This window comes from Streptomyces sp. NPDC048106 (assembly GCF_040706415.1).
Lineage (GTDB): Bacteria > Actinomycetota > Actinomycetes > Streptomycetales > Streptomycetaceae > Streptomyces.
The window spans coordinates 450,836-466,423 of sequence record NZ_JBEZND010000001.1; the positions used below are offsets into that span (position 1 = coordinate 450,836).

The window sequence follows — 15,588 nt, forward strand, 5'->3', positions numbered from 1 at the left end:
CGTACGCGCGCGGTGCGTTCGCACACATGCGCCGCGCGTCCGGACTTCCGTGCGCTGAGAGGGGGAGCAGCCGCAGTGACCAACATCCCCGAGACCGGCCGGACCCCACGGGTCCAGATCCGGCTCGTCGTGATCCAGATCCTCGTCCTCTCGCTGCTCGGCACGCTCGGCGGCCGGCTGTGGTACCTCCAGATCCGGGAGGGCGCCCAGTACCAGAAGGAGGCCTCGGGGAACCACGTCCAGCAGGTCGTCCAGCCCGCCGTGCGCGGCGACATCCTGGACGCCCGCGGCGTGCCCCTCGCGGACAACGAGACCCGTCTGGTGGTCTCCGCCTCCCGCACCGACCTGCTCAAACAGAAGGACGACGGCAAGGCGGTCCTGACCAAGCTGGCCGGGGTCCTCGGCATGCCCGCCGAGGACGTCCTGCAGAAGGTCCGCCTCTGCGACGCCCAGACCCCCCAGCCGTGCTGGAACGGATCGCCGTACCAGCCGATCCCGATCACCGACAAGGCCACGCCCCGCCAGGCACTGGCGATCCGCGAGCGCTCCGAGGACTTCCCCGGCATCACCGCCGAGCCCGAGGCCGTGCGCCGCTATCCCGGCCCCGGCAAGTCCAACACCGCGCAGGTCCTCGGCTACCTCTCCCCGGTCACCGACGACGAGATCCAGAAGGCCAAGGACACCAGCTCGCCCTATCTGCGTTCGGACATGGTCGGCCGCTCCGGCCTGGAGCGGCAGTACGACAAGGAACTGCGCGGCAAGGCCGGCGTGACCCGCTACGAGGTGGACAACCTCGGCCGGGTCATCGGCAAGGCCAAGTCGGACGCGGCGCAGCCCGGTTCGAACCTGGTCACCAGCATCGACTCCCGCGTCCAGCGCGTCGCGGAGTACGAACTGGACAAGGCGATGAAGGCCGCCCGCCAGCAGTTCGACACCATCACCGGCGAGAACTACAAGGCCGACTCGGGCGCCGTGGTCGTGATGGAGGCCAAGACCGGCCGCATCGTCGCCATGGCCTCGGCCCCCACCTACGATCCGAACGCGTGGGTGGGCGGCATCTCCGCCAAGGACTACCAGGCCCTCACCGGCAAGAACTCCGACTACCCGCTGCTCAACCGGGCCATCCAGGGTCAGGCCGCGCCCGGCTCGACCTTCAAGGTGGTCTCCACGGCCGCCGCCGTCCAGGCGGGCTACGAGTGGGACGGCGGCTACCCGTGCACCAGCGACTACCGGGTGGGCAACCAGGTCTTCAAGAACTTCGAGGGCGAGAACTTCGGCGACATCTCGCTGGGCCGCGCCCTGGAGGTCTCCTGCGACACCGTCTTCTACGGCCTCGCCGACCGGGAGTGGAAGAAGGACGGCGGCATCAACCCCAAGAAGGGCCGGCCGAAGGACTACTTCTTCAAGACCGCCCACCAGTTCGGCCTCGGGAAGCCGACCGGTGTCGACCTGCCCAACGAGCTGGGCGGCCGCGTCCCCGACCGCCAGTGGAAGCTGGACTACTGGAAGGCCAACAAGGACTCCTGGTGCAAGACCGGCAAGAAGGACGGCAGCTACGTCGAGAAGATCGCCTACGAGAACTGCCTCGAAGGCAACAAGATGCGCGAGGGTGACGAGATCAACTACTCCATCGGCCAGGGCGACACCCTCGTCACCCCGATCCAGGAGGCGATGATCTACGGCGCCGTCGCCAACGGCGGCACCGAGTACGTCCCGACCATCGGCAAGGCGGTCGTCAGCGCCGACGGCAAGACCGTCCAGGAGATCAAGCCCCAGGTGCAGCGCAAGCTGCCGGTCACCCAGGCCACCCTCAAGGGCATGGACGACGCCTTCGCGGGCGTCATCACCCGGGGTACGGCGGCCTGGAAGTTCAGCGGCTGGCCCCAGGACAAGATCCCGCTGCACGGCAAGACCGGTACGGCGGAGGTCTACGGCAAGCAGACCACCTCCTGGATGGCCACCTACTCCAAGGACTACACGGTGATCATGACGATCGCCCAGGCCGGTACGGGTTCCGGCGCCTCCGGTGAGGCCGTGCGCAACATCTACAGCGCGCTCTACGGCGTCCAGGGCGACGGCTCCGTCGACAACGGGAAGGCGCTGTTGCCCCAGCCGCAGAAGACCCTGCCGAAGGTCCGCACGGACGGCACCATCGTCGCGCCGCCGGTCCCCAAGGACGCGGCGAAGGACACCGAGGCCGCCCAGAAGAACAACCCGAGCAACGGGGGCGACCAGCAGCCCGCCGGCACCGCCCCGCCGACCAACGGCAACAGCGACGCCCGAAGGCGGCGACCACGCCGCAAGCGCGGAAGCCGGAGGATGCCCTCATGACCGGCGCGAACAGCTTCTCCGTCTCCGGGTACGGACCCGCGCGGGCCGGCTGGACCCGGCTCTTCGCCCGCGACTCGGTGGCCCGGCGCCTGGACTGGCCGATACTGCTGGCCGCGGTCGCCCTGTCGCTGATGGGCTCGCTGCTGGTCTTCTCGGCGACCCGCAACCGCACCGAGATCAACCAGGGAGACCCGTACTTCTTCCTGGAACGCCACCTGATGAACCTGGGCATCGGGTTCGCCCTGATGCTCGGCACCCTCTGGCTGGGCCACCGCGCCCTGCGCAACGCGGTGCCGGTGCTCTACGGCGCCTCCGTCCTGCTCGCCCTGGTGGTGCTCACCCCGCTCGGCGCGACCATCAACGGCCAGCGCAACTGGATCGTGATCGGCGGCTTCTCCGTCCAGCCCGCCGAGTTCCTCAAGATCGCGATCATCCTCGGCATGGCGATGCTGCTGTCCGCGCGGGTCGACGCGGGCGACAAGCCGTACCCGGACCACCGCACCGTGGCCCAGGCCCTGGGCCTCGCGGCCGTGCCCTGCATGATCCTGCTGCTGATGCCCGACCTCGGCTCGGTGCTGGCGATGGTGGCCATCATCCTGGGCGTGCTGCTCGCCTCCGGCTCCTCCAACCGCTGGGTGTTCGGGCTGCTCGCCACCGGCGTGGTCGGCTGCGTCGCCATCTGGCAGCTGCACATCCTGGACCAGTACCAGATCAACCGCTTCGCGGCCTTCGCCAACCCGGACCTGGACCCGGCCGGCGTCGGCTACAACACCAACCAGGCCCGCATCGCCATCGGCTCCGGCGGACTGACCGGCGCCGGGCTCTTCCACGGCTCGCAGACCACCGGCCAGTTCGTGCCCGAGCAGCAGACCGACTTCGTGTTCACCGTCGCGGGAGAGGAACTGGGCTTCCTGGGCGCCGGGTTCATCATCTTCCTGATCGGCGTCATCCTGTGGCGGGCCTGCCGGATCGCCCGGGACTCGACGGAGCTGTACGGCACCATCGTCGCCGCGGGAATCGTGGCCTGGTTCGCCTTCCAGGCGTTCGAGAACATCGGCATGACCCTCGGCATCATGCCGGTCACCGGTCTGCCACTGCCGTTCGTGTCGTACGGCGGATCATCGATGTTCGCGGTGTGGGTGGCCGTGGGACTGCTCCAGTCGATCAAGGTGCAGCGGCCGATGTCGGCGTGAAGCCGTTCCCCGGGCGCGGGGCGGGACTTCTTCCGCCCCGCGCCCGGGACGCCCCCTGCCGCCCCCGCCCGCCGCGCACTAGATTCGCTTCATGGCGGAGACGAAACGCGAGATCGAGCGCAAGTACGAATCCGATGACAGCGGGCTGCCCGACCTGACCGGTGTCGGCGGGGTGGCGGCCGTACTCGACAAGGGCCTGGCCGAGCTGGACGCCACCTACTACGACACCGCCGACCAGCGCCTCGCCGCCGCCTTCCTCACCCTGCGCCGCCGCACCGGCGGCTCCGACGCCGGCTGGCATCTCAAGCTCCCGGTCGCCCCCGGGGTCCGCGACGAGGTCCGGGCACCCCTCTCCGACACCCTCCCCGAGGAACTCGCCGCCCTGGTCCGCTCCCGGGTCCGGGAGGCCGAACTGGTCCCGCTGGTCAGGCTGCGCTCCGCCCGGGACGTGCGCCACCTGGTGGACGCGGACGGCGCCCTGCTGGCCGAGGCGAGCGTCGACGCCGTGACCGCCGAGCGGCTCACCGGCGCGGGCGGGACCGTCCAGTGGACCGAGATCGAGGTGGAACTGGCCGACGGGGGAGACCCGGCCTTCCTCGACCAGGTGGAGAAACGGCTGACCAGAGCAGGCGTACGGCCGTCCGCCGCACCGTCCAAACTGGTCCGCGCCCTGGAGCGCACAGGAGCCCGCCGCACACCTCCCGAGCCCGCCGCACCGGCCACCGCCGGCGACCACGTCCTCGCCTACCTTCGCGCCCAGCGGGACGCCCTGGTCGCCCTCGACCCCGCCGTCCGCCTCGGCACCCCCGACGCCGTGCACCGGATGCGGGTCGCCACTCGCCGCGCCCGCAGCACCCTGCGCACCTTCCGCGCCGTCCTCGACCGGGCCGTCACCGATCCGGTCGCGGCCGAGCTGAAGTGGCTCGCCGGCGAGCTGGGCGTCGACCGCGACCAGGAGGTGCTCGCCGACCGCCTGACCGCGGCCCTCGGCGCCCTCCCGCCCGCCCTGGCGACAGGGTTGGTCCACGACCGCCTCGCGTCCTGGGCCCGGACCCGCGGGGCCGGCGCCCACGCCCACCTCACCGGCGTCCTGGACTCCTCCCGCCACCTCGCCCTCCTGAACACCCTGGACGCCCTCCTCGCGGACCCGCCGCTGCGCGAGGCGGCCGCGCGGAAACCGCGGAAGACGCTCGCCAAGGCGGTGGAGAAGGACCTGGCGCGGCTCACCGCCGTGGTCGAGCGGGCCCTGAGCCTCCCGCCCGGCGAGGACCGCGACCTCGCCCTGCACGAGTCCCGCAAGAAGGCCAAGCGCACCCGGTACGCCGCCGAGGCCGCCACCCCCGCCCTCGGCGCCCCCGCCCGCGACCTCACCGCCGCCATGAAGTCCCTCACCACCCTCCTCGGCGACCACCAGGACAGCGTGATGGCCCGCCGCGCCCTGTGCGAGCTGGCCGCGGTGGCCCATGCGGCGGGCGAGAACGCGTTCCCGTACGGGGTGCTGTACGGCAGGGAGGAGGCCCGGGCGGCGGCCGCGGAGGCGGAGCTGCCCGCGCGGTGGCGGGAGGCCGGGGACCGCTGGCCGAGCTGACCGTTCGGAGGAAGCCCGCGGGCGGGTTACGCTGGATGGTCACCCCTGTCAGCTCATGAAGGTTCGCGAGATGCCTGTCGAGTCGGTTTTCCCGCAGCTCGAAGCTCTGCTCCCGCACGTGCAGAAGCCGATCCAGTACGTAGGTGGAGAACTCAACTCCACCGTCAAGGACTGGGACGAGTGCGACGTCCGCTGGGCGCTCATGTACCCGGACGCCTACGAGGTCGGTCTGCCCAACCAGGGCGTCATGATCCTCTACGAGGTGCTCAACGAGCAGGACGGCGTCCTCGCCGAGCGCACGTACAGCGTGTGGCCGGACCTGGAGGCGCTGATGCGCGAGCACCGCGTCCCGCAGTTCACCGTGGACGGCCACCGGCCGGTGAAGGCCTTCGACGTGTTCGGGCTGAGCTTCTCCACGGAGCTGGGCTACACGAACATGCTCACCGCGCTGGACCTGGCCGGCATCCCGCTGGAGTCCAAGGACCGCACCGTGGACGACCCGATCGTCCTGGCCGGCGGCCACGCGGCCTTCAACCCGGAGCCGATCGCCGACTTCATCGACGCGGCGATCATCGGCGACGGCGAGCAGGCCGTCCTGGACATGACCCGGATCATCCGGGAGTGGAAGGCCGAGGGCCGCCCCGGCGGCCGCGAGGAGGTCCTCTTCCGCCTGGCGAAGACGGGCGGGGTGTACATCCCGGCGTTCTACGACGTCGAGTACCTCCCCGACGGCCGTATCGGCCGCGTCGTCCCGAACAAGTCGGGCGTGCCGTGGCGGGTCTCCAAGCACACCGTCATGGACCTGGACGAATGGCCGTACCCCAAGCAGCCCCTCGTCCCGCTGGCCGAGACGGTCCATGAGCGCATGTCGGTGGAGATCTTCCGCGGCTGCACCCGCGGCTGCCGCTTCTGCCAGGCGGGCATGATCACCCGCCCGGTGCGCGAGCGTTCGATCACGGGCATCGGCGACATGGTCGACAAGGGCCTGAAGGCCACCGGCTTCGAAGAGGTCGGCCTGTTGTCGCTGTCCTCCGCGGACCACTCGGAGATCGGTGACATCGCCAAGGGCCTGGCGGACCGCTACGAGGACGACAAGATCGGCCTCTCGCTCCCCTCCACCCGCGTGGACGCCTTCAACGTCGACCTGGCCAACGAGCTGACCCGTAACGGCCGCCGCTCCGGCCTGACCTTCGCCCCCGAGGGCGGCTCCGAGCGCATGCGCAAGGTCATCAACAAGATGGTCTCGGAGGACGACCTGATCCGTACGGTCGCCACGGCCTACGGCAACGGCTGGCGCCAGGTGAAGCTGTACTTCATGTGCGGCCTGCCCACGGAGACCGACGACGACGTCCTGCAGATCGCCGACATGGCGACCCACGTCATCCAGAAGGGCCGCGAGGTCTCGGGCGCCAACGACATCCGCTGCACCGTCTCGATCGGCGGCTTCGTCCCCAAGCCCCACACCCCCTTCCAGTGGGCCCCGCAGCTGTCGGCGGAGGAGACGGACGCGCGCCTGGAGAAGCTGCGCGACAAGATCCGCGGCGACAAGAAGTACGGCCGCTCCATCGGCTTCCGCTACCACGACGGCAAGCCCGGCATCGTCGAGGGCCTGCTGTCCCGCGGCGACCGCCGCATCGGCGACGTGATCCGCGCCGTCTACGAGGACGGCGGCCGCTTCGACGGCTGGCGCGAGCACTTCTCCTACGACCGCTGGATGGCCTGCGCCGACAAGGCCCTCGCGCCCCACGGCGTCGACGTCGACTGGTACACCACCCGCGAGCGCACCTACGAGGAGGTCCTCCCCTGGGACCACCTCGACTCCGGCCTCGACAAGGACTGGCTCTGGGAGGACTGGCAGGACGCCCTCGACGAAACCGAGGTCGACGACTGCCGCTGGACCCCGTGCTTCGACTGCGGCGTCTGCCCGCAGATGGACACCTCCATCCAGATCGGCCCGACCGGCAAGAAGCTGCTGCCGCTCACGGTCAAGAAGTAGCCGTGAGGCGTCCGGATCTTCCGGTCCGGGCGCCTTACGGGGTCAGTCCAGGTCGGCCTGCCACAGGTCGGGGCCGAAGACCTCGTACTGGATGTCGTGGGGGGCCACGCCGTGGTCGATCAGGCGGCTGCGTACGGCCTGCATGAAGGGGAGGGGGCCGCAGAGGTAGTACACGGCGTCGTCGGCCAGGTCGACGGCGGTGGGGTCCATCAGGCCCTCGAAGACCCCGTCCACCGGTTCCATGCTCTGCGCGCCCTTCTCGTACCAGAGGTACATCCGGGCGTTCTTCAGCGCCAGCACGTCGTTGACGACCTGGCGGCGCAGCGGGAACTGGCTCTCCTCGAGGTCGGCGTGGAGCACGGTGATCGACAGTCCGGACTCGGCCGCCGCCAGGTGGGAGATCATGCCCGCCATGGGGGAGATGCCGATGCCCGCGCTGGCGAAGACCACCGGGCGCCCGGCGTCGTCGAGCACGACGTCGCCGTACGGCAGGGACAGCGACACCCTGTCGCCCACGTCCACGGAGTCGTGCAGGAGCGTCGACATCTCGCCGTCCGGATCGCCGCCCTCGCCGCGCACCCGCTTCACGGAGAACTGGCGGTGCTCCCCGTCGTCGGCGCGGGTGAGGCTGTACTGGCGGGGCTGAAGCGTGCCATCGGGCATCCGCATCCGCACGGGTGACGTACTGGCCGGGCAGCGACGTCTTCACCAGGCGGTCGTCGGTGCGCCGCACGACGAAGGTCACCACGTCGTCGCTCTCCCGGATCCTGCGGACGACCTCCCAGTCCCGCCACACCGTCTCCGGCCGCACCCCGCGCGCGCTGTACAGGCCGCGTTCCTGGTTGATCAGGGCGTTGGCCATGAGCCAGTACACCTCGTCCCAGGCCGCGGCGACGTCCGGGGTGACCGCGTCGCCCAGGACGTCCCCGATCGCCCACATGAGGTTGTCGTGGACGACCTGGTACTGGTCCGGGCGGATGCCGAGCGAGGCGTGTTTGTGGGCGATCCGGCGGAGCAGCTGTTCCGGTACCCGCTCGGGCGTCTCCACCAGGGTCGTCGCGAACGCGGCGACCGACCCGGCGAGGGCTTGCTGTTGCTGGCCGTTCACCTGGTTGCCCCGGTTGAACACGCCGTCCATCAGCTCCGGATGCTCGGTGAACAGCCGCTTGTAGAAGCGCTGCGCGATCTCGCCGATGTGCTCGCCGACGACCGGCAACGTCGCGGTGATGACAGGGCGCGACTGGTCGGAAAGCATGTCACTTCCCCTCTGTGGCGCGGGAGGGTTCGTCTCGTCTGCCCCCGGTACCCCTGGCGGTCCCGTCCGACACGTTCGCCCGCTCAGTCGTCCGGCGGGGGCCCGGCGCGCCGGCGGGTGACCTGGCGGCGGGCCGTGCGCCAGCGCGAGCGCGCCTGGTCGACCATGGCGTCCCACTGGCGGCGCACCTCGTCGTCCGGGGTGCGTTCGCCGTGGGAGATGCGGGTGAGTTCGTCGCGGACCTCCCGGCCCACCACGGAGGCGCCGACGACGCAGAGCATGACCGCGAACAGGGCGGAGATCATCGCGAAGACGGCGCCGACGACTCCGTAGCGGTGGGCGGAGGTGTTGAAGAGGTGGGGGAGGTAGAGGGTCGCGCCCACGGAGTAGACCGCGATGGCCACGGCGCCGGTGACGCCGAAGGGGACCAGGTCGCGCCAGGCGATGCGGCGGGCGGACAGCAGGACGCCGCTCCAGACGAGGAAGACCGCGGTCACCGGCAGCTCGGCGACCGCGCTGAGCACATGCGCCCGGCTCTCGTTCGGCAGGGACTGGATCAGGCCGCTGATCGCCATGTAGCAGGCGCCGGAGAGCAGCCAGCCCAGGCCGTTGCGGGTGTTGCGCACGCTGAGGGACGTCAGCTCCCAGGTCTGTTCGAACAGGCGTTGCAGGGCCCGGGTGAAGCTCAGTGCCGAGACCGCGAGGAACAGCACCCCGATGACGCTGACGTCCGCCTTCTCCTCCTCGGGGGCGAAGAGCGAGTCGACCGCCGCGGCGCCCTCGCCCGTGAGGCCGTACCGCGTGATCAGCTGCTGCGCGATGTCGTACGAGCCGACGCTGGTCAGCACCGCGGCGCCCAGGATCACCAGCGGTACCAGCGCGGTCAGGGCGCTGGAGGCGAGGGCCATGGAGCGGTCGAAGCCCGCGATGCGCTGGAACCGGCCCAGCGCCCGCAGCGTGAACGCAGGACGCAGCCAGAAGGTGAGGGTCCTGAGCAGGCGCCGGCCGCGGTTCTCCGCCGTCGTAGCCTCCGGGGATCGTTCGGAGCGGGGCAAAGTGATCGAAAGGGGTGGCTGTGAAGGGTAGCCGGACCTCCCCGTTCCACCCCTGGTCGACACGAGGGGAACCTCAGGGCCGCGCGGCACGTACTCTTGGTAGGAGGTACGACCGCTCTCACGAAGGACTAGGACACTGGGCAAGCGACAGCCCGAAGGCCCGCCGCCCGCACCCGCGGTGCAGCGCATCCGACTGCGCTACACCAAGCGCGGCCGCCTGAGGTTCACCAGCCACCGAGACTTCCAGCGCGCCTTCGAGCGTGCGCTGCGCCGTGCCGAGGTGCCCATGGCATATTCGGCCGGATTCACGCCGCACCCGAAGGTGTCGTATGCCAATGCCGCACCCACCGGCACCGGCAGTGAGGCGGAGTACCTGGAGATCGCGCTCACCGCGTCGCGCGACCCCGAGAAACTGCGCGTCCTCCTCGACGAGTCGCTGCCCACCGGGCTCGACATCGTCGACGCGGTCGAGGCACACACCTCGGGTCTCGCCGACCGGCTGACGGCCTCCGTCTGGGAGCTCAGGCTCACCGGAGTCGATCCGGCCGACGCCGAGCGCGCGGTCGAGGCCTTCAACGGGGCCGGGTCCGTCGAGGTACAGCGCATGACCAAGAACGGTGTGCGCACCTTCGACGCCCGCCCGGCCGTGGCGAGCCTTCAGGCGCACGGCGCACCGGCCGATGGGCCGACCGACCAGCCCTGTGCGATACTGCGGCTGGTTGTTCGGCACGTGACGCCTGCCGTACGACCCGACGACGTCCTGTCCGGTCTTCGCGCCGTGGCCGACCTGGCGCCGCCGGTCCCCGCAGCGGTGACCAGGCTGGCGCAGGGGCTGTTCGATGAAGAGACCGGCACGGTGACCGACCCGCTCGCGCCCGACCGCGAGGCAGCCACGGCCCTGACGGCCGCACCGGCTGCCGCCGCGACGGCGCCGGCGCCGGAAGGTCCCGCGTAGGACGGACGTCGTAGCGCCGCCCTCGTACTCGGGAGCCACCTGGGTCGGGCAGCGCACCGACCAGAAGACTTTCGCCAGGCCGTACCGACAAGGCGTACGGAACCGGCGAGACAGGACACAGAGTGCTCCCGTGCGGCGCCCGCGCCCCGGACGGCGGCCATCGCGCATCGCGCGGGCCGTGGACGTCACCGGTGGACGGCCCCTTCGGGCCGGTGCCGGACCCAGGCGCGGCGCCCGGGAGCCTGACGGGAGAAACGCCCGCATGCTCGAGCCGACCGAACCCACCGAGGGTTCCGAACTCAACACTCCGAGCGACACCCTGCCGCCGCGCAGGCGTCGCCGTGCCGCTTCCCGCCCGGCGGGTCCGCCCGTCGCGGGGGAGGCGCCCGCCGAGGTCACCGTCCCGGCCATACCGGCCGCGGACACGGAGGTGACCGACGAGGCCACCGAGGCCGAGGAGGCCGCCGCCGTCGCGGCCGCGGAACCGGAAGAGACCGCCGCGGCCCAGGCCGCCGAGGAGACCGCGCCCGCCGGCCGCACCCGCCGCCGTGCCACCCGCCGCGCGTCCGCGCCCGCCGGGGCGCCCGCCACCGAGGCCGTCGAGCCCGCGGAGACCGTCGTGCCGGCCGAGGCCGCCGAGGTCGCCGACGGCGGCGAGGTCGTCGTCGGCGAGGAGGCCGCGCCGCGCCGCACCCGCCGCCGGGCCACGCGCAGCGTCGCGACGCCGAGCGCGGTGGAGACGGAGGCCGCCGCCGTGGAGACCCCCGCCGAGGACGAGGCGCCCGCCGCGCGTCCGCGGCGCCGCACCAGCCGCCGTGCGGCCGGAACCGCCGCCCCCGAGGCCGCTGTTGCCGAGGCCGCTGCCACGGAGACCGCCGCGCCGGCCGCCGCCGAGGCCGAGCCGGCGCAGGAGGAGGCGCCCACCGCGCGTCCGCGTCGTCGTGCCACGCGCCGTGCGTCCGCGCCCGCCGGGGCGCCCGCCGCCGAGGCCCAGGCCGAGGAGAGCGTGGTCCCGGCCGTCGAGGAGCCGGTCGCCACCGCGACCGAGCCCGAGGCCGAGCCTGCCGCGCGTCCGCGTCGTCGTGCCACGCGCCGTGCGTCGGCACCGGCCGGTGCGCCCGCCGCCGAGGCCGTCGAGACCGTGGAGGCCGTCGAGCCCGCCGCCCCGGCAGCCGCCGAGGCCGTGACGGCCGACGAGGAGCCCGCCGCCGAGGCCGCGCCCGCCCGTACCCGCCGTCGCGCCACCCGCCGCGCCTCCGCGCCCGCCGGGGCGCCGAAGGCCGCCGAGGAGGCCCCGGCCACCGCCGAGCCGGCCGCCGAGGCCCAGGCCCCGGTCGCCGAGCCCGCCGCCGAGGTCCCGGCCCCCGCCACCGGGACCGAGGACGCGCTCGCCGAGGACGCCGCCCCGCGGCGCACCCGCCGGCGTGCCACCCGCCGGGTCTCCGCGCCCGAGGGCGCCCCCGCGGCCGAGGCCGCGCACACCCCGGAGGTCCCCGTCACCACGCACACCACCGAGCCCGCGCCGGCCGTCGAAGCCGTTCCGGCCGCCGCCGAGGCGTCCGGGGCCGCCGAGAGCGCCGCCCCGCGTCGCGCCCGGCGCCGGGCCGTGCGCCCCGCGTCCGGGTTCTCCGAGCCCGCGCGCGCCGCCGAGGCCGAGGAGGGCTCGCGTCGGCCCGCCCGTCCGGCCGTCGCCGTCTTCCAGGCGCCGGTGTTCGCCGAGCCGCGCTTCCAGACCCCGGAGCGGGCCGCCGCCGAGGCCGCGGCGGAGGCCACCGAGCCCGTCGCGGCGGAGGAGCCCGCGGAGCCCCAGCAGCGTGACGAGTACGCCGAGGAGCGCGCCGAGTCCGGCTCGCGCCGCCGTCGTCGCCGCCGCGCCGAGCGCGTCGAGACGGCCCCGCCCGTCGAGGCCGTCGAGGACGAGGACGAGGACGAGGAGCCGGAGGGCGCCGAGGGCGAGGCCGAGGACGCCGACGGCTACGAGGAGTCCTCCTCGCGCCGCCGTCGCCGCCGGGGCGGCCGTCGCCGCCGCCGCGGGGACGCCGCCGAGGGCGAGGGCGCCGAGGACGAGTCCGAGGAACTGGCCGCCGAGCAGGCTACGCAGGACGCCGAGGACACCGCCGAGCAGGAGGAAGAGGACGCCGAGGAGGCGCACGGCGAGGAGTCGGGCGGCTCCAGCGCCGGCAGCCGCCGTCGTCGGCGCCGTCGTCGCCGCGCCGGTGACACCTCCGCGGACACCGAGCCGTCCTCCGACGACCCGGAGCGTACGGTCGTCAAGGTCCGCGAGCCGCGCAAGCAGAGCGAGCCGTCCGACGAGGTGCAGTCCATCAAGGGCTCGACCCGTCTGGAGGCGAAGAAGCAGCGCCGCCGCGAGGGCCGTGAGCAGGGCCGCCGCCGCGTCCCGATCATCACCGAGGCCGAGTTCCTGGCCCGCCGTGAGGCCGTCGATCGCGTGATGGTCGTCCGCCAGCACGGCGAGCGCACCCAGATCGGCGTCCTTGAGGACAACGTGCTCGTGGAGCACTACGTCAACAAGGAGCAGTCGACCTCGTACGTCGGCAACGTGTACCTCGGCAAGGTGCAGAACGTGCTGCCGTCGATGGAGGCCGCCTTCATCGACATCGGCAAGGGCCGCAACGCCGTCCTGTACGCCGGTGAGGTCAACTTCGGCGCGCTCGGCATGGGCAACGGCCCGCGGCGCATCGAGTCCGCCCTCAAGTCCGGGCAGTCGGTGCTGGTGCAGGTCACCAAGGACCCGATCGGGCACAAGGGCGCGCGTCTGACCAGCCAGGTCTCCCTGCCGGGCCGCTACCTCGTGTACGTGCCCGAGGGCTCCATGACCGGCATCAGCCGCAAGCTGCCCGACACCGAGCGGGCCCGGCTGAAGACCATCCTCAAGAAGATCGTCCCCGAGGACGCGGGCGTCATCGTGCGCACCGCCGCCGAGGGCGCGAGCGAGGACGAGCTGCGCCGGGACGTCGAGCGGCTCCAGGCGCAGTGGGAGGACATCCAGAAGAAGGCCAAGAGCGGCAACGCGCCGACGCTGCTCTACGGCGAGCCGGACATGACCGTCCGGGTCGTGCGCGACATCTTCAACGAGGACTTCTCCAAGGTCATCGTCAGCGGTGGCGACGCCTGGGAGACGATCCACGGGTACGTCTCGCACGTCGCGCCGGACCTGGCGGGCCGCCTGTCCAAGTGGACCTCCGAGGTCGACGTCTTCGCCACCTACCGGATCGACGAGCAGCTCGCCAAGGCCCTGGACCGCAAGGTCTGGCTGCCCAGCGGCGGTTCGCTGGTGATCGACCGGACCGAGGCGATGGTCGTCATCGACGTCAACACCGGCAAGTTCACCGGCCAGGGCGGCAACCTGGAGGAGACGGTCACCAGGAACAACCTGGAGGCGGCCGAGGAGATCGTGCGTCAGCTGCGGCTGCGCGACCTCGGCGGCATCATCGTGATCGACTTCATCGACATGGTCCTGGAGTCCAACCGCGACCTGGTGCTGCGCCGCCTGCTGGAGTGTCTGGGCCGCGACCGTACGAAGCACCAGGTGGCCGAGGTGACCTCGCTGGGCCTGGTGCAGATGACCCGCAAGCGGGTCGGCCAGGGTCTGCTGGAGTCCTTCTCCGAGACCTGTGTGCACTGCAACGGCCGCGGTGTCATCGTCCACCTGGAGCAGCCCAGCTCCGGCGGTGGCGGCGGCAAGCGCAAGAAGCGCGGCCGTGGCGGCGAGGCGCAGGAGCAGCCGCACGAGCACGTGCACGAGACCGCCGCGGTTGCCGTGGAGACCGGCGAGGCCGTCGAGCCGGAGATCGAGACGGCCGCCGAGGTGGCCGCCGAGATCGCCGAGCCGGTCGCCCTCGCGGCCCCGGAGTTCGCGCCGGACGAGGAGCTGTACAGCAGCGTCGCCGAGGCGGAGGCGGCGGCCGGTCGCGGCCGTACCCGCCGCCGGGCGAGCCGCCGCGCGTCGGCCCCGGCGGGCGCGCCGAAGGCGGAGAAGTCCGCCCGGAAGGCCGCGGCGAAGAGTGCCGAGGCCGCCGCGCCGGCCGCCCAGGACGTCGCCGAGGCCGCCGTGCCGACCGCGCAGGACGTCACCGCCGAGGAGGCGGCGGCGCGCCCCGTGCGTCCCGAGCCGGCCGCCGAGGCGTTGGCCGAGCCCATGGCCGCCGAGGACCAGGTGGTTCCCGCTGCCGAGGCCGTCGAGGAGGCCGCGCCCAAGGGCCGTACGCGCCGTCGGGCGACCCGGAAGGTGTCCGCGCCGGCCGGTTCCCCCGCGGGTGCCGAGGCCACCGTGGTGACCGTCGCCGAGACCGCGCCCGCGGCCCCGGTGGCGGAGCCCGCCGCCGAGGAGGCGCCGGCGCCCGCCGAGAGCGCCGCCCCGGCCCGTGCGCGCCGCCGTGCGGTGCGGCAGGCCGCCGCGCCGACCGCGTCCGAGGAGGCGGCCGTCGTGGTCGTCCCGTCGGCGGCGGAGACTGCCGCCCCGGCCCCGGTGGAGGAGGCACCCGCCGAGGAGGCCCCGGTCCAGGAGGCTCCCGAGGAGGCCGCCGAGGAGGCTCCGGCCCCGGCCAAGAAGACCGCCCGCAAGGCGGCCAAGAAGGCCACGGCCAAGAAGGCGGCCACCAAGAAGACGGCGGCCACGAAGAAGACCGCCGCCAAGAAGACCGCCGCGAAGAAGACGACGGCGAAGAAGGCGGCCGCCAAGAAGACGGCGGCCAAGAAGACCGCGGCGGCCCCGCAGTCGACTTCCGTCGACTGACCGGTCACCGGCGCGTCGGGGTGCGGTCCTGTCCGGCAAGGAGAGGACCGCACCTGTTTTTCCAGCGGGCCGGGGCACCGCGCCCCCGGCCCGCGCCCCTGAACCGAAGGAGAGAACCGCGATGATAGGCCTCGTGCTGGCGGCCGGCGCCGGACGGCGTCTGCGCCCCTACACGGACACCCTGCCCAAGGCCCTGGTGCCGGTCGGCGCGGAGGACGGGCCCGAGGCCGTCTCTGTCCTGGACCTGACCCTCGGCAACTTCGCGGAGATCGGTCTGACCGAGGTCGCGGTCATCGTCGGCTACCGCAAGGAGGCCGTCTACGCGCGCAAGGCCGAGTTCGAGGAGAAGTACGGCCTGAAGCTCACCCTGATCGACAACGACAAGGCCGAGGAGTGGAACAACGCCTACTCCCTGTGGTGCGGGCGGGACGCGCTCAAGGACGGTGTGATCCTCGCCAA

General features: G+C 72.7%; 8 protein-coding genes and 1 pseudogene. 7 read left to right on the forward strand and 2 right to left on the reverse strand.

Annotation, left to right across the window (positions count from 1 at the left end):
- The first annotated feature begins 75 nt into the window (after positions 1-75).
- From mrdA to AB0927_RS02050, 4 genes are all read left to right on the forward strand, one after another.
- Positions 76-2,331, forward strand: coding sequence for a penicillin-binding protein 2 (mrdA, locus tag AB0927_RS02035; RefSeq protein ID WP_366665509.1), 2,256 nt, complete (start codon positions 76-78; stop codon positions 2,329-2,331).
- Positions 2,328-3,524, forward strand: a complete 1,197-nt coding sequence (gene rodA, locus AB0927_RS02040; protein ID WP_366665510.1) for a rod shape-determining protein RodA — start codon at positions 2,328-2,330, stop codon at positions 3,522-3,524. The genes mrdA and rodA overlap by 4 nt, the downstream gene beginning before the upstream one ends.
- 91 nt (positions 3,525-3,615) lie before the next feature.
- On the forward strand, positions 3,616-5,112 hold the full coding sequence (locus AB0927_RS02045) for a CYTH and CHAD domain-containing protein (protein ID WP_366665511.1): 1,497 nt from the start codon (positions 3,616-3,618) through the stop codon (positions 5,110-5,112).
- Between the two features lie 70 nt (positions 5,113-5,182).
- On the forward strand, positions 5,183-7,108 hold the full coding sequence (locus AB0927_RS02050; RefSeq protein WP_366665512.1) for a TIGR03960 family B12-binding radical SAM protein: 1,926 nt from the start codon (positions 5,183-5,185) through the stop codon (positions 7,106-7,108).
- A 42-nt stretch (positions 7,109-7,150) separates the two neighbouring features.
- Here AB0927_RS02050 and AB0927_RS02055 read toward each other — a convergent pair.
- Positions 7,151-8,363, reverse strand: a pseudogene (locus AB0927_RS02055) (globin domain-containing protein).
- Between the two features lie 83 nt (positions 8,364-8,446).
- Positions 8,447-9,418, reverse strand: a complete 972-nt coding sequence (locus AB0927_RS02060) for a YhjD/YihY/BrkB family envelope integrity protein (RefSeq protein ID WP_366665513.1) — start codon at positions 9,416-9,418, stop codon at positions 8,447-8,449.
- A gap of 178 nt (positions 9,419-9,596) precedes the next feature.
- Between AB0927_RS02060 and AB0927_RS02065 the strand changes: the two genes are divergently transcribed.
- From AB0927_RS02065 to AB0927_RS02075, 3 genes are all read left to right on the forward strand, one after another.
- Positions 9,597-10,373 (forward strand): TIGR03936 family radical SAM-associated protein, encoded by a 777-nt coding sequence (locus AB0927_RS02065; protein ID WP_366665514.1) that lies wholly within the window; start codon positions 9,597-9,599, stop codon positions 10,371-10,373.
- A 262-nt stretch (positions 10,374-10,635) separates the two neighbouring features.
- The gene (locus AB0927_RS02070) at positions 10,636-15,129 is read left to right on the forward strand and encodes an Rne/Rng family ribonuclease (RefSeq protein WP_366665515.1); all 4,494 of its coding nucleotides are present in this window, start codon (positions 10,636-10,638) and stop codon (positions 15,127-15,129) included.
- A 121-nt stretch (positions 15,130-15,250) separates the two neighbouring features.
- On the forward strand, positions 15,251-15,588 hold a 338-nt coding region (locus tag AB0927_RS02075; RefSeq protein ID WP_366665516.1), incomplete at its 3' end, for a sugar phosphate nucleotidyltransferase.